Here is a 23,286-nt window from a genome sequence, read left to right as displayed (position 1 = left end):
CCCCGGGGCCGGAGCCGCTCCTGATCGTGATCCGCGAGACGACCGTGGTGGCCCTCCTGCTCCTGGGAGTGGCCACCCTGGCCGCCTGCCACGGCTCCGAGCACGCGCCGGACTCGAAGGACACGGTGGCCGTCCAGAGCCCGGAGGGGCGATGAACAGCCGAGCACCACCTGCAAGCGGCTATAGCAGCGGACAGAAAGCAGCCCGTCCACGAGCGACTACGGCATCGACTTCTCGCGCAGCTCTGGGAACGGGGAGCACCTTCGCGCGTGCGCCGATTCCCGGTCCCAGCCCCCAGCTCCCGGCCACCACAAGCCGGTGGCCGGGGCTTCCACGGAACAGCCGAACGCTCGGCCCCCTGGGTTCATTTGCCGGGTTCTGGCCCGTACCACTGGAGTGCCTGGCCTGTGACGGCGGCGATGCATTCGAAGTCCCGGTCGCGGTGGAGGAGGGTCAGTCCCTGCAACTCGGCCGTGGCGGCCACCACGAGGTCGACGGCTCCGGCACTGCGGTGCTGTCCGTGCTGGGTGAGGATGCCCTGGACCTGCCAGGCGCGGTCGTAGGCGCGGTCGTCGATCGGCACCCAGCCGAAGAGCATGCGCAGGTCCTCGATGCCTTGTGCACGGTCGGCGGTGGAACGCGCGCTGGAGAAGAACTCCAGCTCGGTGATGGGGCATGTGGCGATGAGCCCGGCTGCCGCCGCCTGGTCCCATCCGTATTGCTCGGCGTCGCCGCGCAACAGCCGGGCGAGTGCGCTGGTGTCGATCAGGAACTGAGCGGCGTTCACCGACGGTAGTTCCCCTTGTCTTCAAGGAGATCGAGATCGAAGGAGCCCTCGGCCGCCGCCGCCCGCAGACGGGTAAGGGCCAGAGCCCGCCGCCGGTTCTCCAGCACCTCGCGCAGCGCGGTGTTCACCGTCTCCTTCTTGGTGCTGGTGCCGAGGGCCTTGGCCACGTCGGCGACCAGCTGATCATCGAGGTCTATTACGGTGCGAGTCATTGATGCACCTCCGTAGATATATTGAGTGTCATCAAGTATATACGAGGACGTCACTCCTGCTGGATGGTGACCGTGGCCGGGCGCTGGTGCTCCCGTGCCCAGCTCTCGAGAAAGGAGACCACGCGCACCGGGCACTGGCCCTACGGCGCCCCTCCTCTGGGTAACGACAACCTGGCCTACCCGCAGTACGTCCTGTCCGTCCTGGCCGAGGGCGGACGCGCCGCACTTGTGATGCCGAACAAGGCGGGCAACTCGGGGAACGCGGCGGAGCGGGCGATTCGCCGTGCGCTGGTGGAGCAGGGCGTGGTGGAGTGCGTTGTCGCGCTGCCCGACAGACTTTTCTCGGGCACTTCGGTGCCGGTGTGTGTGGTTGCTGCGGCACCCCGCCGATGCCGGAGAGCACGTCCTGTTTCTGGACGCACGCGGCTTGGGCACTGTGCAGAGCGGCGGGCGACGTGTGCTCGCGTACGACGACGTCAGCTCCGTCATCGACTCTTACACCCGGCTTTTCGTCCGGGAGACGGCCCCGTCCGACCGCACGACCCCCCTCCGGTGACCGTGCCCGGCGCACGCGTCGACAGGGAGTCCTTGCGCCGTATCGGCTACTCGCTCAATCCGATCGATCACATCGGCGGGTTGCCGGTTCTGGACAGCGGCCCGTCCGGCATCGCGGAAGCGGAAGTCTGGGCCGAGGTTTCATGGCTGGCGGAGCACTGCAGGTACCTGGACGAGCGCACCGCCGACCTGCGGGCCGTGCTCGAGACCGACCGGGTGTGTCAGGCGCCCCGCCGCGAAGCCGTCCTCGCGGAACTGTGTGACATCCAAACCGGCCCGTCTCACGCGCTGCTGGCACCGAAGGATCGAATTCCGCACGGTGAGGTGCCGGTCGTCTTTCCCAGGCACCTGCGGGACGGAGAGGTGAGTGACAGCGGCGACGAGCGCGTCTCGTCCGAACTCGCCGACCGGTTGGGGCGCTACCGACTCAAGGCGGGCGACATCGTTTGCGTCCGCGCAGGCGCCATGGGGCCGCCGGCCCTGGTAGGGAGGGACCGGACGGGATGGCTCATGAGCTCGAACGTGATCAGGCTCCGCTGCCGAGAGGATGCCCCTGTCCTCCCCGGCTATCTGCTCGCCGTTCTGAGCCGTCCGGAGGCCATCGGCTGGGTCAGGGACCGCGCGGCTGCCACCGCTGCCCCGTTCATCACCAAGGCCGTACTGGAGAGCCAGAAAGTCCTGCTGCCGCCCTTCGACGTGCAGCAGGAGATCGTCGAGTCGCTGGTGCTCCTGCGGGAGCGGTCTACCGCCCACCGAGAACTGGCAGCAGCCATCACCCGGACCCGAGCGCTGCTCGTCGAACAGCTCACGGGCTCCCGTACCTCCACCATTCCTCCGACCGCGTGACCCGGCCAACCCAGCCCGCAGAGGCAGTGAAAGGAAGTCCCGGCCATGACCACCTCCGGCACCTCGTGCCCCTCCTCCTCCAGAGCCTGGGCGCGCTGGCTGCTGATCATCGTTCTTTTCTCCACGTTGATCGCTGCGTGTGTCGCCGCGTCGAAGTACGTGACCGGCACGGGAATCGCTGACGCGATCCTGTTCGCGGGGGCTGCGTTCGGTGCGACAGCAGGGCTCTGCTTCGCCGCGGTGGGAGCGGTCACAGCACTGCGGAACTAGAGGGAGAAAAGGCCGGCCGGTGTGTGAGCGCGTGCGCCGGCAGCTCAGGGGAACGATGGTGCGGGCCTACCGGTCGTGCGGGAAGGCCGCGCCGGTCCAACATCATCCCGACGAGGAGCGGCAACGGGAGGTCGCCGGGCTCGACGACGACAACAAAGAACCCCCGGGTTTGTGACCTGGGGGTTTCGCGTGGAGCGGGTGACGAGAATCGAACTCGCGCTCTCAGCTTGGGAAGTGATGGCGCTTGCGTAGCCACACAGCTGCTGACCTGTGTGGTTCCAATGTGTCGACACGGGCGCGCGAGCCTGATCGCACCGCTGTTGACCGTGATTGTCCGCCCTTACGGGCACGCTGTGGGCACAGGCTCCGAAGAGTAACGGTCAGAACGTGTGCGCGAACGTCCACTACCCCTGGCTCGGCTCGTTCGGACGTCCTTCCCTGACGCCCTTCCGCTTGTGCAGACGGCTGCCCGAACCCATGACCGGGTGATGGATCACCCACAGATTGCTCTCAGGGAGGTGGGAGAGAGTCCGTGGTATGCCTGCCGTTTGTGGGACCCGCCGGGGCGCGGTGCGTGTGCTGATCGTCGATGACGAGCCCGAGCTCGCCGAGTTGCTGTCGTGGGCCGTCACCGAGGCGGCCTCAGCGGCGAGCAGAAGGCCTCGACCCAGTTCACCGTCCACTCCACCGAGTGGCGCCTGTGGAGCAACGTCGACGCCTACGACCGCCAGGGCGTCTCCCTCGCCGATCTGAGCGACGACCAGAAGGCTCTCGGAACCGCCCTGCTGAAGGCGGCACTGAGCGCCGACGGCCTGGAGACGACGGAGAAGATCCGCAGGATCAACCAGGCGGCCGGCGAGGCCATCGGCAACACGAACGCCTTCAACGAGGACGCCTTTTACTGGACGGTGTTGGACACCCCGTCCGACACCGAGCCCTGGGGCTTCCAGTTCGACGGCCACCACCTGGTCATCAACTACTTCGTTCTGGGCGACCAGGTCGTGATGAGCCCCTGCTTCTGGGGCTCGGAGCCGACCTCGATGGACATCGACGGCGAGACGGTCACGGTCTGCCATGAGGAGGTCGCGGCGAGCCTGGCCTTCGTCAGCTCCCTCACGGAGGCCCAACGGAAGGCCGCCATCGCCTCCTCGACCAAGTCGAACGAGTCCATGAAGGCGGGCGCGTTCTCCGACAACACGGTCCAGGCGTACGAGGGCCTGCGCTGCAACAAGCTCACCGCCGCGCAGAAGAAGAAGCTCCTCGGCATCGTCGAAGCCTTCGTGGGCCGTGCAAAGTCCGACGCCGCCGAGGTGAGGATGGCCGAAGTCGGCAAGCACCTCGCCGACACCTACGTCACCTGGGCCGGAGGCATCGAGGGCGACTCGGCCTTCTACGTCCGTGTGCACAGCCCCGTCGTGTGGGTCGAGGTCGACTGCCAGGGCCCCGGCCCTCTCGCCGGCGCCTATGGAGCCTCTCAGGGCGACGGCCCGACCCAGAAGCACGTCCACTCCGTCATCCGCACCCCCAACGGCAACGACTACGGAAAAGAGCTCCTCAGGCAGCACTACCTGACCTCGCCCCACCACCGCTGAGGCGCACAGGTGCTCTCCGTCATGACGCAGGGCCGCACCCACTCGGGTGCGGCTCTGCGGATGTTCGCGGCCGATCCGCCGCGGGAACGGCAGGCTGAGGGCTCGCATATGTGAGAGTCGCGATGAGCGCGGCGAACCCACAGGTCAGGGGCGCCCGTCGGTGCCGGGAGCGGTGAAGCCGTCGTGTGGGTGAAGAACTCATGCCTTCCACGTGCCCGAACTTCCCGGAGGCGCGCACAGGCTTTTCCTGCCCGGCCTCCCCGCGAGGCACGACTACGAGCGCAGGGCGTCGACCGGTTCCATGCGGGAGGCCCGCAGTGACGGGTAGAGGCCGGCCAGGAGTCCTACCAGGGCTCCGGCGACCGGGGCTCCGAGGGCGAGGCGGACGTCCAGGACCGGTGTCCACTCCTTGACGGCGGAGACGATCACCACGACGACCATGCCCAGGGCGGCGCCCACGACACCGCCGAGAAGTCCGATCGTCGTCGACTCCACCAGGAACTGGCCGGCGACCTGACGCCGCGAGGCCCCGAGGGCGCGGCGCAGTCCGATCTCCCCGATCCGCTCGATGACCGTCACCAGCGTCACATTGGCGATACCGATGGCCCCGACCACCAGCGAGACCAGCCCGAGGACCAGGAACAGGCCGTTGACGTCGCCCTGCACTCCCTTGCGGGCCTCGGCCGGATCGGTCGGTGCCGTCACGGTCAGGGAAGCCTCGGCGCCGGGGGCCAGCGCGATCGGCGCCTGGCGGGCGACCTGGCCGGCCGCGCCGAGCGCGGTGTTGATCAGCACCCGGGTCACGGTCCCCAGCCCCATCCGGTCCGCGGCCGTCGTGGGCGGCAGGATCACCGCGGTGGCGAGCTGCTGTTCCCGCTCCACTCCGCCGAGTATCCCGATCACCGTGTACGCCTGGCCCTTCAGGAAGACCGCGGGAGCGTTCTCCACCGAGCTGATGCCGAGGAGCCGTGCCGCCTGGTCGCCGAGGACCGCCACCCGGTCGTGCCGGGCGATGTCCCCGTCGTCGAGGAAGCGTCCGGTGGTCATCCCGCCCCGTACCGCGGCCGGCAGCGTGGGGGACGCGGCGACGACCGCCATGGTCTGACCGCTGACCTCGCCGGGAGCGACCACGTCGTTGGCACGCACCTCGACGCCCGCGGTCTCCTGGGAGGCGGCGATCGCCGCCACCGACTCGACCCCGGCCAGCCGGCGCACCGCGTCGACCCCCGACCAGTCCACGAGCGGACCGGAGCCGGCCGAGGCCACGGAGGACACCCCCACCGTGACCGAGGTGGCGGTCAGGGCGTCGAACCGGCCCACGATCTGGTTGCCTGCCGTGGACGAGACCCCGATGGTGATGACCAGGGTGGTGATGCCCAGGACGGTGCCCAGCGTGGTCAGGGCGGAGCGCATCGGGCGGGCGAGCACCCCCGCCAGCGCTTCGGACCACAGGTCCCTGAAGTCCATCCAGGGGCGCTCGACGGTCCCCCCGGCCCGTGCTCTTCCCCCGGCCCGTGCCGTGCCCGTGGAAGCCGCGGCTTGCGGGACGCGTTTCCGGGACCTCATCGGTGCTCCTCGGTGAGCCGTCCGTCGCTGATCCTCACCCGCCTGTGGGCACGCCCGCTGACCGCCTCCTCGTGCGTGATCACCACCAGGGTCATGCCCTGCTCGCCGAGCCGGCCGAAGAGGTCCAGCACCGACTCGGTGTTCTCGCTGTCGAGGTTGCCGGTGGGCTCGTCGCAGAGCAGCAGGGCGGGTTCGCTCATCAGCGCCCGGGCGATCGCCACCCGCTGTCTCTCACCGCCGGAGAGCCGGTCAGGCCGGAAGCCGGCCCGGTGCGCCAGACCCACCCGTCGCAGTGCCTGCTCGGCCCTGGTACGGCGGCCGGCCCGGCCGCGCCCGGGGCGCGGCCGGCGGTAGGTCTCGGCCAGCATGACGTTCTCCTCCACGGTCCGGTACGGCAGCAGGTGGAAGGACTGGAAGACGAACCCGATCCGGCTGCCACGCAACGAGGTGCGCTCCAGGTCGCCGAGCGCGTTGGTCTCCACTCCGTCGAGCCAGTAGGTGCCCGAGGTGGGGCGGTCCAGCAGCCCCAGGGTGTTGAGCAGCGTCGACTTGCCGGAACCGGACGGGCCGACGATCGACAGGTGCTCGCCGCGCCGAACGGTCAGGTTCACCTCGCGCAGGGCGTGCACCGGCGGTTCGGAGTCGAAGGTCCGGTCCACGGCGATCAGCTGGATGACCGTGTCCGCGTCGGGCACGACGGAGAACGGCGGACCGCTCATCGCCCGACCACCACCTGGTCGCCGGACTTCAAGGCGGCACCGGACGACGGGGTGACCTCCACCTGACCGCCCGCGGAGAGCCCGGCCTCGACGGGGACGTCCACCACCTCGCCGCCGCGCACGACCTGCACCCGGGCCTTCCCGTCGGCGGACGTGTGCAGCGCGGCGACGGGCACCGTCAGCACCTTGCCCTCCGACGAGCCCACCTCGATGGTGACCTTCGCGGATTCGGCGGCTTTCTCGGCCAGCGTTCCCGCCGGCACGGAGATCTGCACCGGTACGGGAGCCGAGCTGTCGCCGCTCCCGCCGTCCGAGGTCCCCTGCTGCTTGTCGGTGTCGGCCGGAGCGTCCTTCGGTACGTCGTCGCCGAGTGCCACCACTTCGCCGTCCGCCTCCGTGCCGTCGGTGGTCTCCACCCGGGCCCGCATGCCCTTGTGGAGCAGCTCGGCGTCGTCGGCCGGGGCCACGGCCCGTACCACGACCTTGGAGCTGGTCACCGTGGCGACCGGTCCGGAGGGGGTGTCCCCCGTCTTCACGGACACCTTGTCCAGCCGGGCCGGTAGTTCCGGCAGGAAGACCACCTCACCGGCGGGGACCTTGGTCCCATAACCGGCCTGGAAGGCGGAGAGCGCGGCGTTGGCCGCGTCCAACTGTTGCTGTGCCGACTTGAGCTGCAGCTCAGCGGCGTCCCCGCCGGTGCCCGAGCCGTCTTCGGAGCCGCTGCCGGATTCCCCGGAGCCGCTGCCGGATTTCCCGGAGCCGCCGCCGGATTCCCCGGAACCGCCGCCGGGCTCCTCGGAGCCTCCGGTCCCCCCGGACCCACCGCCCGGGTTCCGTGCCGCGAGGAGGTCCTGCTGCGCGGTGGTCACCGCCGCTTCGAGCGTCCCCAGTTGCTGCTTGTCGGCGACGGTGGGCTCCATGGCGCGGTAGCCCTTGCTCTCGTACCAGCGGCTCACCGCCGCAGCGTCCGACTGCCCGTATGTCCCGCTCGTCGAACCGGGGTTGAAGCCCAGCCGGGTCAGCGCCCGCTGGAGCTGCTCGACATCGTCCCCGGAGGCGCCGGGACCCAGTGTCCGGTACATCGGCACGGTGCCCCGCAGCACCAGGACCGGCCGCCCGCTCACCTGCATCAGCACATCGCCCTCCTTCACCTCCGCCCCGGCCGCCGGTGCCTTGGTGACCCGCTGGGTGACGCTGTCGCCGGCCCCCGCATCGCCGGACCCGGAGTCTGGAGAGCCGACGGGTCCGGCCAGGGTCACGCTCTGCGGCGAGGCGAACTCCACCGAGCCCTGGGCCACCACGCTCGCGGTGAGCGAGCGCCGCTCGACCGTGACGGTGACGGGACCGGCTTCCGGCGGCCGGTGCGCGGCGGCGGCGTCCGCGGGCGACTGCATCCGCGATCCGGCGAACCAGCCGCCCGCTCCGACCAGCGCCACCGCGGTGACGACGACCGTCAGCTGTCCGGAACGGGTGCCGACCAGCCTGCGGAACCGCCCGGGACGGGTGCCGGCCGGTTTGGGATGCTGCCTCACCCGGCACCGCCACCGCTGGTCGGGGCCTTCAGGAACTTCGGGAAGTAGGCGGCCCGGAACTCCTTGCCGCACTCCAGGTCCCGCATCGCCAGCTCGATGTCCGTGGTGAGCAGCGGGAGGGCCTCCTCCTTGCTCAGGGATTCCCGGGCCTTCCCGCTCTCGTCGACGGCGCCACTGGCGCCGGCCGGAGTGGAACTGAACGCCTGGAGCTTGACCATCTCCCCGATGCCGGTCGGCTGCGTGGTCGTGACGGAGATGCCTTCCTTCCTCAGGCACGAGGCGTACGACTGCGCCAGCGCGACCAGCTTCGGATCACCGTTGAGCGCCTGCGCGTTGGCCTGGTTCCGGTTCGCGGTCGCGGTGTCCCGTTCCTGGGCCGACGCGGAGCCGTAGACCTTCTTGTCGGCCTCACCCTGACAGCCGGTCCAGTTCTTCTCACCGGTCTTCGGGTCGGGGATGGCGCCCAACGCCTCGTTGTACGCGGCCTTCTGCTCGGGAGTGAGCGTGTCCACGTAGTCCGCGTTGGGCATCCGGTCCGAGTCCTGCCGGGCGGCCGCACTGCCCGACGCGCCGGCGTCGCCGGGGTAGACGATGCCCGCGTAGATGCCGAAGCCGTACTTCTGCCGGTACTTCTTCGTCAGCTCGTAGTCCGCCCCGTCAGTGCTCCAGGAGGCGGCGGGATCTTCGGGGGCCACGGGGGTGTAGGTGAATCCCTGCTTCTTCATGCAGGCCGCGATCGCGTTCTCCAAGAGGTACTGCTTCTTGAGATCGGCGTTCGCGTCGGCGGGAATGTCGAGCTGCCCCGACGAGCCGTCCGTGGTCTTCTCACCGTCCGACGCGTGGGACTCCGAGCCGGTGTCGGTGTCGGTGCCACAAGCCGCCAGCAGCGGCAGCAAACTGACCGCCGCCGCCGCGGCCAGTCTTCGGACAGTGCGGGATCGAGTCATCTACTTCCATCCGATCGGAAGGGAGGGGGATTCCGCCTGCGGACGCAGGAGAACGCGGAGTTCACAGTGGTGCCGGCAGTTCATGGCCCTGGGGCCGGTACATGACCGAGCTGTAACGGCCGTTCGCCGTGACGGCCGGCCTCGGGACCGGCGCCGGTCATACGGGCGGCCCGGTGACGAAGTCACCGTTCTCGTCGTAGGGCCAGGCGTTGGCGACGCACCCGTGCAGGCCCTTGATCTGCTGCATCATCACGGGGGCCAGTTGCCCGGCGCCCCCGCAGGTCACGTGCGAGTGGCCGAGGAAGTGCCCCACCTCGTGGTTGATGATCAGCGCCCGGTAGTCATGGATCGGCCCGTCGAAGGTGGGCGAGCCCTCGACCCAGCGCTTGAGGTTCACCACCACCCCTCCGGGAACCTCGCAGTTGTACTCGCCTCCGGTGTCCTGCTGGATGCCGGCCCAGCACAGGGCGTCCGCCGTCGCCGGTGTCGCGATCTTTATCGTGATGTCGTGCGGCGATCCCGCGCCCACCAGCTGGAACGCGTTGTCCGGGTCATGGGTCCAGCCCCGCGGGGCGGCGAGTATCCCGGCGATCTCGTTCGCCGCCTGGGACGGCGAGATGTCGAGGCCGGTCTCGACCTCCACGACGTAGCGCACCGGGCGGGAGCCGCTGCCCACCTTCTCCCCACTGGCCTGCGCGGTGACGAACGTCCCGCTGCCCGTCGGGGGAACGTCGATCTCGGTCCGGCTCGCGGAGGGGGAGGGGGAGGGGGAGGGGGAGGAAGGGGGCGGTGTGGGAGTAGGGGAGGGGGAGGAAGGGGGCGGTGTGGGAGTAGGGGTGACGTGCGTGCTCCGCGGGTGCGGCGCACCGCCCGACGCGTCGCTCCGCCCGCCTTCCAGCAAGTACGCCGCCGAACCCAGCAGGCCGGCGGTCACCAGCAGGCCGGTCAGCAGGCTCTGGCCCCGGCGGCGCGGCCGTTCCCGGCGATGGGCGGACCGGCGTCGGCGACCGGCGCGGCGACCGGCGCGGTGACCGGCGCGGTGACCGGTCGTGGTGCTGCCGGTGGCGGGTGCGGATTGCCGCTGTCGTGCCGAATGCATGGCAGCTCAATCTGGTGATCCCAGATGATCCCCATGAGCCGGTGCCGTCACGGAAAGATAACGACGCCCCGCGTTCCCCGGCCCATGTGATCGTTGTGTAACGGCGGTCGGAGAGGGACCTTCCTCGGGACGGTCACCTCATCCGGTCTGCTTACACTGCCGAAATGCCACGGGTCCTGATCGTCGAAGACGACCTAGATGTCCGCAGGGCCGTCCAACTGGGTCTGCGGCACCAGGGGCATGAGGTCTTCGCCGTGGAAACGGGGGAGGAGGGGCTGGAACAGCTCCACCCCTTCCGGCCGGACGTCGTCGTACTCGATCTCATGCTGCCCGGCATGTCCGGCCTGGACGTGTGCCGCCGGATCAGGGACCGCGACCAGGTGCCGATCATCATGGTGACGGCCCGGGGGGACGACGTCGACGTGGTCGTGGGACTGGAGACCGGTGCGGACGACTACGTGGTGAAGCCCGTGCAGGCCCGGGTGCTCGACGCACGGATACGGGCCGTACTGCGCAGACAGGACGCGTCGCTGCCGGACGGCACCCGTCCCCGGGCGGAGACGCACGGCGAGCTGGTCGTCGACCGCGCCGGGCTCGTGGTGACGCACCGCGGCGAACCCGTCACCCTCGCCCCCTCCGAACTGCGGCTGCTGCTGACCCTGTCGGCCTCGCCCGGCCAGGTGTTCAGCCGCCAGCAGCTGCTGGAAGCGGTCTGGGAACACAGCTACCACGGCGACATACGGCTCGTGGACGCCTGTGTGAAGCGACTGCGCAACAAGCTCGGCGAGGGCAGGAATCCCCGTTACGTGCAGACCGTACGCGGATTCGGTTACCGCTTCGGCACCTCATGAGCGACCGGACGTCCGCCGCCGTACCGGGTGCCGGCCCCCGGTGGTTCCTCCGGGCGGCACTGGCGCGCATCCCGCTCCCCCTGCGCGGCCTGCGCCCCCGCCTGCTGACGTCCTTCGTCCTGGTGGCCATGGCCAGCTCCCTGGGCACCGGGGCCCTCGCCTTCCGCGAGGCGCGCACGGGGGTGCTCCAGCAGAGCCAGGACTCCGTCATCAACCAGTTCCGTACGAGCGTCGACGCCGTCGCGCCCTCCATCCCCCTTGCCCCGGACCAGTCGGACCTCCAGTTTGCGGTGGACCAGGTGCTGCGCGCGAACCGTTCGTCGGGCTGGCGGATCATGGCCACGTACGGCGGCCACCGCGCCTATGCGCCGAGCGCCGGTTTCGTCGAGCTGAGCCCCGAAATGCTCCGGTCCGTCCGGGACCGACGTGTCGCGGTGTTCCAGCGGATGAACGTCGACGGGCGTCCTCGTCTCGTCGTCGGCATGCCCGTCACGTACACCTCGGGCGAGGGCACGGAGCCCAGGCTCTCCGGACTCGTGATGTATCTGGAGGTCCCGCAGACCACCGAGGAGGGGTACGTCGAGGCCATGGTCAGCGGCATCGAGCGGGCCACCCTGGTGGCCCTGTGCCTCGCCGTCGTCCTGGCGCTGCTCGCCGCGAGCGGCGTACTGCGACCCGTACGGGCGCTGCGCCGGGCGACGCGCCGGATGGCCGCGGGGCATCTCGACGTCCGGCTGGACGTCACCGGCTCCGACGAACTGGCCGACCTCTCCCAGTCCTTCAACGAGACGGCGGCCGAACTGGAGCGAACCGTACGGGAGCTGCGTCGCCTGGAGGCCCAGGGACGCCGCTTCGTGGCGGACGTCTCCCACGAACTGCGCACGCCGCTGGCGGCGATGTCGGCGGTCACCGACGTGCTGGACCTGGAGGGGGAAGGGGAGACCGGTGAGGCGCTGCGGCTCATCAGCGAGGGAACGAACCGGCTGAGCGGATTGGTGAACGACCTGATGGAGATCTCCCGTTTCGACGCGGGGGCGGCCGAACTCAACCGGGACGAGATCGACCTGGCCGAGTCCGTACGGCGCACCGTCGCCTCCCGGTGGCGGCAGGAGCAGGTGGAGACCCGGCTGCCCGGACCGGGTGAGCTCCGCGCGCGCGTCGATCCGCGCAGACTCGACGTGGTGACGGCCAATCTGATCGGCAACGCGCTGCGGCACGGAGAGCCGCCCGTGCGGCTGACCATGGGGGCACGGGTGGACGGGGCGGGCATGGCGTGGGCCGTCATCGAGGTGACCGACAACGGACCGGGGATCGCCGAGGAGGCCATGCCGCACCTCTTCGAGCGGTTCTACAAGGCGAGCACCTCACGGGCCAGGAGCGAGAGCAGCGGGCTGGGTCTGGCCATCACGGCGGAGAACGTGCGCCTGCACGGGGGGCGCATCCGGGCGGCGAACCTGCCCCGGGGCGGCGCGGTGTTCACGGTCGAACTCCCGCTGCGCCGCGACGACACCGACACCGAGGCCGACGGGGGCACCCGGTGAGGGGCTCGCGGACGGCAGCGCTGCTGTCCGGGCTCACGGCCGTGGCCGCGGTCGCGCTCACGGCGTGCGGAGTCCCCCCGTCCGGTGTCATCGAGACCGGTGCGCCGGCGAGCGGCATGTTCTCCCCCAGTGCGACACCACCCTCGACGCCCGCCACCATCTCCCTCTTCTTCCTGCGCGACGGGGAGCTGACGCCCTATCCCCGCCGGATCGACGACGCCGGGGACCTCGAGGCCGTCGTACTCATGCTGTTCGAGGTGTCGGCCGCGAACGAGGCCGCGACGGCCACCACGGAGCTGCCCCGCCTGACGGACGCGCCGCGAGTGACGATCGACGGCGGCATCCTCTTCGTCAAACTCCCCGGTGAGACGGCTCCGCTGAGCCGTCGGGCCATGCTCCAGCTGACGTGCACGGTGAACCACGCGGAAGCCGCCGGCGGCACCGTGCCCCGTTCCGCCATGTCCCTCAGCCTCCATGTGCTCGGGGACGGATGGACGAGGACGGAGTCGGACCACGCGTGCCCTGTCGTGCCCCAGCCACGGGCGCAACCGGAAGCACCGACCCCGCAGGAGCCCTCCGGCTGACCACCGGCCCCGCCCAGGACCGGAGTCCGCCTTCCGGCCACGGCCACCCGCCTGACCGCGCGGTGGCAGGCCGGCCACGCCGCCCTGCCGGCCCGCCGGAGCACCACGCCGGCCGGGCAGCAGTGGGACGCCACACCCCGACCCCACGCGGACACCGAGGAACACGAGCCGGTTCGCCACCACCCTCGAACCCGCTCGCACCCCGTTCCGGCGGAAGTGGCGGCGGGCTCGTGCGGTTGCCGGTCTCCCGGACGGCTTCCGCTTCTACGACCTTCGTCACACCGGACACACCCTGTCGACCCGCTCAGGTGCCACCCTCCGGGACACGATGGTGCGGGCCGGCCAGTCCTCCGAGAAAGCGGCGCTGATCTACCAGCACTCCGACGAGGAGCGGCAGCGGGAGGTCGCCGCCGGGCTGGACGACCTCGTGCGCGCCGGGCGTGCGAACCGCCACACCGACGACCGTGCGCACCACAGGGGGGAGCCGTCGGCGGGCTGACGGTGCGGTTGTGGTGCGGCACCCGCTCACCGGTCTGGACAACAAAGAACCCCCGGGTCACTGACCTGGGGGTTTCACTTGGAGCGGGTGACGAGAATCGAACTCGCGCTCTCAGCTCGGGAAGCTCGGGTCATCCATGGCTGGTTGCCGAGCGGACCTGCGGCGGAGCAGCCACGGGGCCTGACTGGCTGTCGGCCTGGTCCCCGTCATTCCCCGTGGTTCCCCGCACGATCTGGCACGTGTCTGGCACGCCCCGAGATCCTGCGCCGGGGCCTCTTGGTGCGAACCACGGGTGCGACGGTCGCTGACCGTCGTTGCGCCGGTCGGACAGACAGGTAGGGCTACTGCTGGTCGTTTGTGGTCGCAGCGGTTGCTGTACCTCGCTGCTGTACAGGTCTAGCAAGACTCATCCAGGAGCAACATCGAACGGCCGTCGTCCGATTCAAACTCGTACGCGTTATACACCGGCTCGATCGGCCAATCCGGGCCTTTGACGACCCCTCCCGGACCTTCGTAGCGCTGCTCTGCGCGCGCCCAGGTAACGGCGCGCTGGTCAACGGGGACGTCTTGGAGCCTCGTACTCGCCCCGGGCCTGACGGCCATCAATGATGCTGAGGTGGCCAATCGCCGAGCTACCCGAACGTCCAGAGGACCACGCTTCAGCTGCCACCGAGCTCCGGCGTGCTGGTCGATCACACCAGGCTCAACTACGGGTACCCACTGTTCGCGCGGATCAGCTGGTTCCATCGATGTGAGGAACTGCTGAAACGACTCGCTACGACGCGGCTTGCGAGGCATGGTCCTATTCTGAGTGCTCAGCCGACAGCGAGCCAATCTGCCCAGCCCCCCACGTGGGCTTGTTCCGCTTTGACGGACACCATCGGTGTGGTGGTCAGGCCGCGAGGACGGTTTCGTACTCGGCGGGACTGCGGTGACCGAGGCTGCTGTGCAGCCTTCGCAAGGTGTACCGACTTTCGATCCACTCACAGATCGCAGTGTGGGCGGCTGCCCGGCCGGGCCACGGCCGATCGCCGAGTACTTCCCGCTTCAGTGTGGCGAAGAAGGACTCCGCGAGCGGGTTGTCCCAGCACTGACCGTGCGGCCGACCGACAGACGGGCGCCGAACTCGCGGGCGACATCAGCGAATTCGCGACGGGTGCACGGGCAGTCGCGGTCCGAGTGGAACACCACCGCACTGGCCGGGCGCCGGGTCTGGCAGTCAGCCCGCAGCGCGTCGGCGACCAGTTGGGTCCCGCAGATGGTCGGCGGTGGCCCAGCCGACGACGCGGCGGGAGGCGATGTCGATGACGGTGGCCAGGTGGAGCCGGCCCTCCTCGGTCGGGGTGTAGGTGATGTCGCCGCACCAGCGCTGGCCGACCGCGGCCGGGTCCGGCCGGAAGTCCCGCAGGACCAGGCCGGGACGGGTGGCCGCGTGCGGGTCCGGAATCGTGGTGCGGTGGCGGCGTCTGCGGTGCCGGCCGGTCAGCCCGGCCTGCCGCATCAGCCGCGCGATGTGACGCCGGCCACACCGCTCACCATCGCGTCGCAGGACGGCGTGAATACGCGGAGCCCATAAGCACCGCGCGAGGTGGCGTGAACCTCGGCGATCTTTTCGGTCAGCTCCGCGTCGCGGACCGCCCGGGGGCCGGGCCTGCCGGTGCGGCGGGCGTAGAAGGCGGCACGGGAGACCTTCAGCAGCTCACACGCCCGTTTGACGCTGTGTCCTGCCTGCTTCTCCGCCTCGATGAACAGGTGCACGCTCACCGGGTCTCCGTCGCGAAGAAAGCCGTGGCCCGCTTGAGGATCTCCACGTCCTCCCGCAGCCGGCGGTTCTCCCGCCGCAGCCGGGCCGGCTCCTCGCGCTCACCGCTGGTCAGGCCCTCCCGCTCGCCCGAGTCGACCTCGGCCTGCCTGACCCAGTCCCGCACCGCGGTCTCGGTCAGGTCGAAGTCCCTGGCGACTTGACCGATCGAGCGGTCACCGCGCTGGCACAGCTCGACGATCTCGGCCTTGAACTCCGGCGTGAACGAGCGGCGGGGGCGCGGCTTCTTCCCCCTGCTCTCCATGACGGACATCACCCTTCCGGGGCCGAAGCCCTTGATCTCCGGTGTCCGTCAAAGCGGATCAAGCCCAGACGACAGCCCGGCCCGCGTAGTCCCGAAGCCACTGAGTGCGGCGGACACGCTGCTGGAGGTGGGCGAGGAACCGAGCGACCTCTCCTCCAGCCGCTCGCCGGGCTGCACGGCGGGCCCGGCTTCCCTCCTGATCAGGACTGAGCGGTGGCGGCTCGGCGGTGAGGGGTGCCGCCCAACGTCAACATCGAGGATGACTCCCTGGGGCGACTCGGGGCCGGTGGAGCACAGAAGGGACAGAAGGGCATATTTCATGATGTCGGTCACAGCGCTCCATCAATCAACCGGCGTACTTAGTAGACGCGACGTGGCTAATATCTGGGGATTTGTCCGTTTTGGCCCATGTGGGGACCCTGTCGCATGTCCCGGAATTCCGCCCGGTCGGCCCGTACGCCCGCTGCCCTGTGGTGTAAGGCTTCTGACGCTGCGACAGCTTCTCCTCCTGCCGCCACGGGCGGAACCGGGGACCCGTGCACTGCCCTGACGAGGTCCCGGGGCCTACGAGACGACGTAGTGGCGGGACCCTTTGCGCTCCCTGTCGAGCCGTTCTAAGAATGGCGACTCACAGGATGTCGCCGCAGTGCGGAATCGGTGTTCACGCGGAGTCGACCGCGCACCGGGTGCTGGCGTCACCAAGTGAGTAGGAGCCCCCCCATATGAAGTTGTCCCGAACGTCCGCGAGGTTCCTCGCCCTCGCTCTCGGCCTGGGTCTGGCCTCCAGCGCGCTGGGAGCGGCGGTGCCGGCGAGCGCCCAGACGGCGGCCACCCCGTCCGCTGCCTCTGGTGCCTCCGTGGCACGGTACGCCGGGTCGGTCAAGGAGGCCGCGAACAACAAGGCGTTCTCCGAGGCCGTGCTCAAGTCCATCGCCGAGAAGCGCGCCGCCCAGCCGAACGCGCAGGCAGTGACTGTCTACTACAACGCCTCCCAGGCACCGAGCTTCCGTTCGCAGATATCGAGCGCGGCCTCCATCTGGAACAGCTCCGTGTCCAACGTCAAGCTCCAGGAGACGTCGGGCGGTGCCGACTTCTCCTACCGCGAGGGCAACGACCCGCGGGGTTCCCACGCCTACACCAGCAGCCTCGGCAAGGGCTACATCTTCCTCGACTACGCCCAGAACCAGCAGCACGACTCGGTCCGCATCGCCACCCACGAGACCGGGCACGTGCTGGGCCTGCCGGACAACTACAGCGGGCCGTGCAGTGAGCTGATGTCAGGCGCCGGCGGCGGCTCGTCCTGCACCAACCTCTACCCGAACGTCACCGAGCGCTCGCGTGTCGACCAGTTGTGGGCCACCGGACTCGCGCAGGCCCCGGTCACGGTGGACCGGCCCGCTGACTCCCTGAGCGCTGCACCGCCGGTACGGACTGTGGCGCCGAGCCACGGTCCATGGCATCCGCTCCACAGCACGTCCCGGAGTTGATTGCGTTCCCAGGCGGGAGGCGGCTCGCTGTCGAGGACTGCTTCAGTCGCATGCTCAAGACGGTCGTCTGAGCACTCTTGCAGGCCGGCCGACAGGTGCTGGTGCTTTGTGTGAAGTTGTCCCGGTTCGATGGGCTGCCTTTCGCTTCGGGGCACTGAGTCCCGCAAGGAGGAGTTCATCGGGCCGAGGACGCGTCCGGCCTACCCGCCGGAGTTCCGTCGCCAGACGGTCGAGCTGGTTCGGGTAGGCCGGTCGCCGGAGGCGCCGGCGAAGGAGTTCGAGCCGTCCGCCCAGACCATCCCCACCCGGGCCGACCAGGGCCGGGTGGGCACCGGGGAACGCCCCGGCCTGACCCGCGACGAGAAGGAAGAACTCGCCCAGCCGCGCCGCGAGGTCAAGCAGCTGCGCGAGGAGAAGGAGATCCTCCGTACGGCCACGGTTTTCTTCGTCCGGGAGACCAGCCGGTGATCTGCCACCGGCTGATCGACGAGGACACGGCACACCACGACGTCTCCCTCACGGCCCGGCGGCCGGATGTGTCATGACAGGGCTACCACGCCTGGAAGAACCACGCCCCTCCCGTCGGCAGCGCGAGGCCGCCGAGCTCACGGAGAAGATCCGCGGGCACCACGAGCGCTCCCATCGGACCTACAGGGCCCCGCGCCTCCCCGCGGACCTGCGCGAGAGCGACGGCCTGTCCGCTGTCCCGGATGGAGGGCGGCGACACCGTGCCGACGCTCCCGCTGCTGCAACGCCTGGCCAAGGCCCTGGACGGCACCTTGAACCTGGCCATCGACGAGGGCGACTCCCGCGTCACCTTCACCCCCCACGCCGCCTGAAACCGAACCGCCAAAAAGCCCCGGACCATGATCGGTCCGGGGCCTTTTGGCTGGTGCCCCCGGCAGGATTCGAACCTGCGACACCCGCTTCACCGTGGACCAGGTCGCCGAACGCCTCGGTACGGGTGCCCGCTTCGCGCGGCGGCTCATCGAGGAGAGGCGCATCCGGTACGTGAAGGTCGGCCGACACGTCCGCATCCCCGAGAGCGCCGTACGCGACTACCTCGCCGCCCACACCGTGGAACCGGTGAGGCTCCGCCGCGCCGGACTGCGGAGGGCTGCCTGATGGCCAACAAGAAGGGAAGACGTCGGCGCTTCGGTGCGGTGCGGCAGTACCGGTCTGGACGGTGGACGGCTTCATACCTCGGGCCCGACGGTGAGCGCATCCGTGCGGACGAGACCTTCGCGACCAAGAAGGACGCCGAGATCTGGCTGTCCCAGGTCGAGGCGGACCTCAGCTGCGGGGACTGGCGCGCCCCTGATGCCGGGGCCGTCAACTTCCGCGTCTACGCCGAGAAGTGGGTCGAGGAGCGGGAGTTGGCTGTTCGGACCGAGGATCTGTACCGGCACCTGCTCCGCCTGCACATCCTCCCGGCGTTCGGCGGGCTCGACCTGGACGAGATCACGGCTCCGCGCGTGCGTGAGTGGCGCGCCGAACGGCTCCGCGCCACCAAGGCCAAGACCACCGTTGCCAAGGCGTACCGCCTCCTCAGGGGCATTCTCGAGACGGCCGTCGACGACGACCTGATCACGCGCAACCCGTGCCGGATCAAGGGGGCGGGCAAGGAGTCGGCGGCGGAACGGCGCATCGCCACCGTCGCCCAGGTCGACGCGCTCGCCGACGCGATCGGTATCCGCTGGCGGCTCATGGTCTACCTCGGCGCCTACGGTCCGATGCGGCCGGAGGAGCTGGCCGGCCTCCGCCGTCGGGACGTCGACGTCGACAACCTCGTGATCCGCGTGCGGGTCGCCGAGCCGGAGCGAACCAACGGCAAGCGGGCACCCGGGCCGACCAAGTCCGACGCGGGCGCTCGCGTGGTCGTCCTCCCGGTCTTCCTCCGGAAGGAGGTGAAGCGGCACCTCGACTGGTTCGCCGAGAAGGGCCCGGACGGGTTGGTCTTCGTGGGGGAGAAGGGCGCGGCCTTCCGGCGTACGATCTTCGGGCGGAAGTGGCGGCGGGCTCGCGAGGTCGCCGGTCTCCCGGACGGCTTCCGCTTCTACGACCTTCGTCACACCGGACACACCCTGTCGACCCGCTCAGGTGCCACCCTCCGGGACACGATGGTGCGGGCCGGCCAGTCCTCCGAGAAAGCGGCGCTGATCTACCAGCACTCCGACGAAGAGCGGCAACGGGAGGTCGCCGCCGGGCTGGACGACCTCGTGCGGGTCGAACGTGCGAAGCACCACAACGACGACCGTGCGCACCACAAGGAGGAGCCGTCGGCGAGCTAATGGTGCGGTTGTGGTGCGGCACCCGCTCACCGGTCTAGACAGCAAAGAACCCCCGGGTCTCTGACCTGGGGGTTTCACTTGGAGCGGGTGACGAGAATCGAACTCGCGCTCTCAGCTTGGGAAGCTGATGTTCTACCATTAAACTACACCCGCGTGTGATCCAGGCCACCAGAGCGGACCAGTGGCCGGATGCTCGGTCACTCTACCCCATGGCAGGTCCCCGGTGTTTCAGGCCCCGGGGGCCTGATGGCGTTCAAGGTGCGGAAGTGGGTACGGGGGGCCGGAGTTGGGGCGTACGGTGTGGTGTGGTGAGGGGCCGGGCGGGGTCGGAGTGCCGCCTGGAGGGTCGTCTCTTTGATCCCGTAATGTGCCTTTTGGCGTCAGGGCAGGAAGCCAGACGCGGCTCTTGGGGAAGGGACTCTTGGACTTGATGGAGCGCACCGTCGTCCGCTGTGCCGATGGGCACGTGTTTACCGCCGCCTCGTTCCCGATGCAGCAGGCCGAGCGACTCGGCCCCGGCCGACTCTTGCGGTGTCCGCGCTGTGCGCGGCTTCGCAGCGTCGTGCCGGTCGCTTACCAGAAGCGGTAGCGAGGGCACGGGGGACCGGCAGGGGCAACAGGGCGTGGGCGCGTGGGACGGCGATTGTGGCCGGTCCGCGCGCCTTGCGTATCCTCGGGGCGTGCTTCTCTCAGACAGGGACATCCGGGCCGAGATCGATGCCGGGCGGGTACGGGTCGATCCCTACGACGAATCCATGGTGCAGCCGTCCAGTGTCGACGTGCGCCTCGACCGCTACTTCCGGGTGTTCGAGAACCACCGGTACCCACACATCGACCCGTCCGTCGAGCAGGCGGAGCTGACCCGGCTCGTGGAGCCGGAGGGGGACGAACCGTTCATCCTGCATCCGGGCGAGTTCGTCCTGGCCAGTACGTACGAGGTCATCTCGTTGCCCGACGATCTCGCGTCGCGGTTGGAGGGGAAGAGTTCGCTGGGGCGGCTCGGGCTGGTCACGCACTCGACCGCCGGGTTCATCGACCCCGGGTTCTCCGGGCACGTGACCCTGGAGCTGTCGAACCTCGCCACCCTGCCGATCAAGCTCTGGCCCGGCATGAAGATCGGCCAGCTGTGCCTGTTCCGGCTCAGCTCGCCGTCCGAGGCCCCGTACGGCAGTGAGCGGTACGGCTCCCGGTACCAGGGACAGCGCGGGCCCACGGCCTCCCGGTCCTACCTGAACTTCCACCGGACGCAGGTGTGAGTGACGTGAGCGGCGCGAGTGGCGCGAGCGACCTGCGGGAGAACCTGTCCTACGAACAGTTCGGTGTGGCCGTCCGTGAGCTTGCACAGGCCATCGTGGACGACGGGTACCGGCCGGACATCGTGCTGAGCATCGCGCGTGGCGGTGTCTTCGTCGCCGGCGGGCTCGCCTACGCCCTCGACTGCAAGAACCTCCACCTGGTGAACGTCGAGTTCTACACCGGAGTGGGCACCACCTTCGAGATGCCGGTCATGCTCGCCCCCGTGCCCAACGTCATCGACTTCACCGACAAGAAGGTGCTGATCGCCGACGACGTCGCCGACACCGGCAAGACGCTCAAGCTCGTCCGCGACTTCTGCCTCGACGCCGTCGCCGAGGTGCGCAGCGCCGTCGTCTACGAGAAGACGCAGTCGTTGGTGAAGTGCGAGTACGTCTGGAAGCGGACCGACGACTGGATCAACTTCCCGTGGAGTGTGCTGCCTCCGGTGCGCAAGGCGGGCGAGCCGGTCGCGCCTTCGAAAGAGGCGCTGTAGACCGGCTCGCCCACCTGCCTGCCTGCGCCGGGGCCGTACGGGCGGCGACCGGTCAGGGGTGCGTCGCGGCGACCTTGACGCCGAAACCGATCAGAACGACGCCGGTCACGCGGTCCATGGCCCGCCGCACCACGGGCCGCTCGAAGAGCGCGCGGGCCTTCGCCAGCACCATCACGTAGCCACCGAGCCAGATGAGGGTGAGCGCGGTGTGCAGGAGGACGAGGACGGCCATTCCCGCGTGGGGTGACATGCCGGTGGGCGCGAGCGTCGGCAGCAGACCGGTGTAGAAGACGGCGACCTTCGGATTGAAGACGTTGCTGACCAGACCGGTCCGCCACGGGTTCCCCTTCGGCGCGGGGTCGGCGGTAGCCGACGGCGTACCCGTACGGGCCCGCCGACCGGCCAGCAGCGACTGTGCGCCGAGGAAGATCAGGTAGGCGGCTCCGGCCAGTTTGACGACCGTGTAGGCCGTGGCGGACGCGGCCAGCACGGCCGCCAGTCCCGCCACGGTGAGGACGCCCCAGGTGAGCAGCCCTGCGGTGATACCGCCGACCGTCCGCAGTCCGTCCCGCCAGCCGCAGGCCATGGCTCGCTTCGTCACGACAGCCATGTCCGGGCCGGGAACCATGGTCAGGACAGCGAGCACACCCGCTGCGGCGAGAAGCTGTACGAGCATGGGCGCATCATCCCACGCGACCGATCGGCCCTCCCCGAATACGCCATGTGCCCGGGCTGGTCGAAGAAGGGGGCTCCCGGATCGGGAACCCCCTTCACATGTTCCGTCCCGTGGCTCAGAACGTGCCCAGCTTCACGATCGACAGCAGGGCGATCAGCTGGATCGCGGACGCGCCCAGGGCCTTCGGCCAGGGCAGGTCGTGGGAGCGGCTGACCATCAGGGTGAGCAGCGCGCCGGCCGCGATCCAGGTGGCCCAGCCGAGGAGCTGGACGAACGTGGCGTCGCCGCTCGCGAACATCGCGAAGACCAGCCGGGGTGCGTCAGTGATGGACGTGATCAGCATGGACAGGCCGACCGTGGGCTGCCAGGCGCCGTTGCCGCCGAGCTGGCGGGCCAGGGTGTGGGTGACCACGCCCAGGACGAAGAAGCTGATCACCATCGCCACGGCCGTCGTCAGGACGATCGGGACGGCGTTGGCCAGGGTGGCGCCGATCGCCTCCTCGCGGGCGCCCTCGAAGCCGAAGACCGCGAGCAGGCCGTAGAGGAGCGTGACGATGAGGGCGGGGACCCACATCGTGTAGTCGCGCATCCTCAGGAACGTCTGGTCGGGGGCGGTGACGATGCCCTTCAGCAGGGCCTTCCAGCGCAGGGGCGGGCCGACGGGTCCCGGGGCAGCCGCGCCGTCGTGGTACGTACCGCCCTGCTGGTAGGGGTCCTCGCTGACCGAGAAGGCCTGGGTGTGGCCCGGGTTGTTGGCGGCGTACGGGTCGTACCCCGCCTGCGGGCCGCCCGGGTGCGGGCCGCCGTCGCCGAAGTACTCCGGCTCGCCGTGGCCGCCGCCGTGACCGTGCTGACCGCCGTAGCCGCCACCGGGGCGACCGGGGCCGCGGTTCACTTGCGGCCACGGGCTGCCGCCGCCGTTGCCACCCCCGCCGTTGCCGCCCCCGCCGTACGGCGGCTGCTGTGGGTACGGCTGCGGTGCCTGCGGGGAGCCGTACGACGGTCCCTGCGGCGTCTGCTGCCCGTACGGAGGGTGTTGCGGTTGCGCGTGAGGAGCGCCGTTGTTGTCCCGGCCGCGTCCGATCCTGAATCCAGCCACGTCATCGAACGTACCTGGTCCCGGGGAGCGGTGGGCCGGGCCCGGGGTCTCGGGGCCGCCTTTGCGGCCGAGCTGTGACATCCCCTAAGGGGCAGTCAGCTCCGCTCTCCGTCCTGGGTAGGGTTCGGTCCTACGCAGGACGGACCGGTCGTCGGCACGCTGCTCGTGTGGTCCTACGGGGGCATGACGAAGGGGCCGCCCTCCTGGACGGCCCCTTCGTGCCTTCGTGCCTTCGTGCCTTCGTGCCTTCGTGCCTTCGTGCCTTCGTGCCTTTGCGC

26 protein-coding genes, 1 tRNA gene and 3 pseudogenes are annotated in these 23,286 nt (G+C 69.8%); 16 read left to right on the top strand and 14 right to left on the bottom strand.

From position 1 onward, the window contains the following. Nucleotides 1-26: 26 nt before the first annotated feature. On the top strand, nt 27-155 hold the full coding sequence (locus ACFP2V_RS02395) for a hypothetical protein (RefSeq protein WP_381204657.1): 129 nt from the start codon (nt 27-29) through the stop codon (nt 153-155). 209 nt (nt 156-364) lie between these two features. Here the strand turns inward: ACFP2V_RS02395 and ACFP2V_RS02390 are convergent, their stop codons facing one another. Both ACFP2V_RS02390 and ACFP2V_RS02385 read right to left on the bottom strand, forming a co-directional pair. After that, entirely contained in the window at nt 365-787 is a 423-nt protein-coding gene (locus ACFP2V_RS02390; protein WP_381204655.1) for a PIN domain nuclease, read from the bottom strand. Continuing rightward, complete coding sequence (locus ACFP2V_RS02385) at nt 784-999, bottom strand: type II toxin-antitoxin system VapB family antitoxin (protein WP_381204653.1); 216 nt, start codon at nt 997-999, stop codon at nt 784-786. Before ACFP2V_RS02385 ends, ACFP2V_RS02390 begins: the two co-directional genes overlap by 4 nt. Before the next feature lie 63 nt (nt 1,000-1,062). On the opposite strand from ACFP2V_RS02385, the pseudogene ACFP2V_RS02380 reads away from it, so the two are divergent. The 4 genes and pseudogenes from ACFP2V_RS02380 to ACFP2V_RS02365 form a co-directional block, all read left to right on the top strand. After that, nucleotides 1,063-1,359: pseudogene (locus tag ACFP2V_RS02380) on the top strand (N-6 DNA methylase); the annotation flags it as partial. A 192-nt stretch (nt 1,360-1,551) separates the two neighbouring features. Continuing rightward, nucleotides 1,552-2,400 carry a restriction endonuclease subunit S gene (locus ACFP2V_RS02375; RefSeq protein WP_381204692.1) on the top strand — a complete coding sequence of 283 codons (849 nt, stop codon included), beginning with the start codon at nt 1,552-1,554 and terminating at the stop codon, nt 2,398-2,400. Nucleotides 2,401-2,445: 45 nt separating this feature from the next. Further along, a complete protein-coding gene (locus ACFP2V_RS02370; RefSeq protein ID WP_381204651.1) occupies nt 2,446-2,670 on the top strand; it encodes a hypothetical protein in 225 nt (74 codons plus the stop codon). Between the two features lie 620 nt (nt 2,671-3,290). Beyond that, nucleotides 3,291-4,262 (top strand): DUF3500 domain-containing protein, encoded by a 972-nt coding sequence (locus ACFP2V_RS02365; protein WP_381204649.1) that lies wholly within the window; start codon nt 3,291-3,293, stop codon nt 4,260-4,262. 273 nt (nt 4,263-4,535) lie between these two features. Here the strand turns inward: ACFP2V_RS02365 and ACFP2V_RS02360 are convergent, their stop codons facing one another. From ACFP2V_RS02360 to ACFP2V_RS02340, 5 genes are all read right to left on the bottom strand, one after another. Further along, on the bottom strand, nt 4,536-5,729 hold the full coding sequence (locus ACFP2V_RS02360; protein WP_381204647.1) for an ABC transporter permease: 1,194 nt from the start codon (nt 5,727-5,729) through the stop codon (nt 4,536-4,538). A 95-nt stretch (nt 5,730-5,824) separates the two neighbouring features. Beyond that, entirely contained in the window at nt 5,825-6,547 is a 723-nt protein-coding gene (locus ACFP2V_RS02355) for an ABC transporter ATP-binding protein (protein WP_190012268.1), read from the bottom strand. Next, nucleotides 6,544-8,079 carry a peptidoglycan-binding protein gene (locus ACFP2V_RS02350; RefSeq protein WP_381204644.1) on the bottom strand — a complete coding sequence of 512 codons (1,536 nt, stop codon included), beginning with the start codon at nt 8,077-8,079 and terminating at the stop codon, nt 6,544-6,546. The genes ACFP2V_RS02355 and ACFP2V_RS02350 overlap by 4 nt, the downstream gene beginning before the upstream one ends. Continuing rightward, nucleotides 8,076-9,026, bottom strand: a complete 951-nt coding sequence (locus ACFP2V_RS02345; protein ID WP_381204642.1) for a hypothetical protein — start codon at nt 9,024-9,026, stop codon at nt 8,076-8,078. The genes ACFP2V_RS02350 and ACFP2V_RS02345 overlap by 4 nt, the downstream gene beginning before the upstream one ends. A 157-nt stretch (nt 9,027-9,183) precedes the next feature. Further along, nucleotides 9,184-10,125: a DUF3152 domain-containing protein gene (locus ACFP2V_RS02340; RefSeq protein ID WP_381204640.1), complete on the bottom strand. Its 942-nt coding sequence runs from the start codon at nt 10,123-10,125 to the stop codon at nt 9,184-9,186. Between the two features lie 164 nt (nt 10,126-10,289). Between ACFP2V_RS02340 and ACFP2V_RS02335 the strand changes: the two genes are divergently transcribed. From ACFP2V_RS02335 to ACFP2V_RS02320, 4 genes and pseudogenes are all read left to right on the top strand, one after another. Next, a complete protein-coding gene (locus tag ACFP2V_RS02335) occupies nt 10,290-10,976 on the top strand; it encodes a response regulator (RefSeq protein WP_381204638.1) in 687 nt (228 codons plus the stop codon). After that, nucleotides 10,973-12,517, top strand: a complete 1,545-nt coding sequence (locus ACFP2V_RS02330) for an ATP-binding protein (RefSeq protein ID WP_381204635.1) — start codon at nt 10,973-10,975, stop codon at nt 12,515-12,517. Before ACFP2V_RS02335 ends, ACFP2V_RS02330 begins: the two co-directional genes overlap by 4 nt. Next, nucleotides 12,514-13,101: a hypothetical protein gene (locus ACFP2V_RS02325; protein ID WP_381204633.1), complete on the top strand. Its 588-nt coding sequence runs from the start codon at nt 12,514-12,516 to the stop codon at nt 13,099-13,101. Before ACFP2V_RS02330 ends, ACFP2V_RS02325 begins: the two co-directional genes overlap by 4 nt. A gap of 196 nt (nt 13,102-13,297) precedes the next feature. After that, nucleotides 13,298-13,600: pseudogene (locus tag ACFP2V_RS02320) on the top strand (tyrosine-type recombinase/integrase); the annotation flags it as partial. A gap of 892 nt (nt 13,601-14,492) precedes the next feature. Here ACFP2V_RS02320 and ACFP2V_RS02315 read toward each other — a convergent pair. The 4 genes from ACFP2V_RS02315 to ACFP2V_RS02300 form a co-directional block, all read right to left on the bottom strand. Then, nucleotides 14,493-14,651, bottom strand: coding sequence for a hypothetical protein (locus tag ACFP2V_RS02315; RefSeq protein WP_381204690.1), 159 nt, complete (start codon nt 14,649-14,651; stop codon nt 14,493-14,495). A 168-nt stretch (nt 14,652-14,819) separates the two neighbouring features. Continuing rightward, on the bottom strand, nt 14,820-15,149 hold the full coding sequence (locus tag ACFP2V_RS02310; protein ID WP_381204688.1) for a DDE-type integrase/transposase/recombinase: 330 nt from the start codon (nt 15,147-15,149) through the stop codon (nt 14,820-14,822). Next, a complete protein-coding gene (locus ACFP2V_RS02305) occupies nt 15,101-15,364 on the bottom strand; it encodes a hypothetical protein (RefSeq protein ID WP_381204631.1) in 264 nt (87 codons plus the stop codon). The genes ACFP2V_RS02310 and ACFP2V_RS02305 overlap by 49 nt, the downstream gene beginning before the upstream one ends. Then, on the bottom strand, nt 15,361-15,666 hold the full coding sequence (locus tag ACFP2V_RS02300) for a transposase (protein WP_381204629.1): 306 nt from the start codon (nt 15,664-15,666) through the stop codon (nt 15,361-15,363). The genes ACFP2V_RS02305 and ACFP2V_RS02300 overlap by 4 nt, the downstream gene beginning before the upstream one ends. A 722-nt stretch (nt 15,667-16,388) precedes the next feature. Here ACFP2V_RS02300 and snpA point away from each other — a divergent pair. From snpA to ACFP2V_RS02275, 5 genes and pseudogenes are all read left to right on the top strand, one after another. Beyond that, nucleotides 16,389-17,153, top strand: coding sequence for a snapalysin (gene snpA, locus ACFP2V_RS02295; RefSeq protein ID WP_381204627.1), 765 nt, complete (start codon nt 16,389-16,391; stop codon nt 17,151-17,153). 129 nt (nt 17,154-17,282) lie between these two features. Next, nucleotides 17,283-17,621, top strand: coding sequence for a transposase (locus ACFP2V_RS02290; protein ID WP_381204625.1), 339 nt, complete (start codon nt 17,283-17,285; stop codon nt 17,619-17,621). A 230-nt stretch (nt 17,622-17,851) separates the two neighbouring features. Then, nucleotides 17,852-17,992, top strand: a pseudogene (locus ACFP2V_RS02285) (transcriptional regulator); the annotation flags it as partial. Between the two features lie 94 nt (nt 17,993-18,086). Continuing rightward, entirely contained in the window at nt 18,087-18,278 is a 192-nt protein-coding gene (locus tag ACFP2V_RS02280; protein WP_381204623.1) for an excisionase family DNA-binding protein, read from the top strand. Then, nucleotides 18,278-19,444: a tyrosine-type recombinase/integrase gene (locus ACFP2V_RS02275; RefSeq protein ID WP_381204621.1), complete on the top strand. Its 1,167-nt coding sequence runs from the start codon at nt 18,278-18,280 to the stop codon at nt 19,442-19,444. Before ACFP2V_RS02280 ends, ACFP2V_RS02275 begins: the two co-directional genes overlap by 1 nt. Before the next feature lie 79 nt (nt 19,445-19,523). Here the strand turns inward: ACFP2V_RS02275 and ACFP2V_RS02270 are convergent. Then, nucleotides 19,524-19,597, bottom strand: a tRNA-Gly gene (locus ACFP2V_RS02270). Between the two features lie 527 nt (nt 19,598-20,124). Between ACFP2V_RS02270 and dcd the strand changes: the two genes are divergently transcribed. Both dcd and ACFP2V_RS02260 read left to right on the top strand, forming a co-directional pair. After that, nucleotides 20,125-20,700, top strand: coding sequence for a dCTP deaminase (dcd, locus tag ACFP2V_RS02265; RefSeq protein WP_381204619.1), 576 nt, complete (start codon nt 20,125-20,127; stop codon nt 20,698-20,700). A gap of 5 nt (nt 20,701-20,705) precedes the next feature. Further along, on the top strand, nt 20,706-21,233 hold the full coding sequence (locus ACFP2V_RS02260) for a phosphoribosyltransferase (protein ID WP_381204617.1): 528 nt from the start codon (nt 20,706-20,708) through the stop codon (nt 21,231-21,233). A gap of 52 nt (nt 21,234-21,285) precedes the next feature. Here the strand turns inward: ACFP2V_RS02260 and ACFP2V_RS02255 are convergent, their stop codons facing one another. Both ACFP2V_RS02255 and ACFP2V_RS02250 read right to left on the bottom strand, forming a co-directional pair. Continuing rightward, a complete protein-coding gene (locus tag ACFP2V_RS02255) occupies nt 21,286-21,909 on the bottom strand; it encodes a LysE family translocator (protein ID WP_381204615.1) in 624 nt (207 codons plus the stop codon). A gap of 115 nt (nt 21,910-22,024) precedes the next feature. Continuing rightward, complete coding sequence (locus ACFP2V_RS02250) at nt 22,025-23,089, bottom strand: Yip1 family protein (RefSeq protein WP_381204613.1); 1,065 nt, start codon at nt 23,087-23,089, stop codon at nt 22,025-22,027. Between the last annotated feature and the right edge of the window lie 197 nt (nt 23,090-23,286).

It is taken from the genome of Streptomyces incanus (assembly GCF_042656345.1).
In the GTDB taxonomy this organism is placed as follows: domain Bacteria; phylum Actinomycetota; class Actinomycetes; order Streptomycetales; family Streptomycetaceae; genus Streptomyces; species Streptomyces incanus.
The sequence above is the reverse complement of the archived record's forward strand: the minus strand, read 5'-3'. Positions and strand labels throughout refer to the sequence as shown.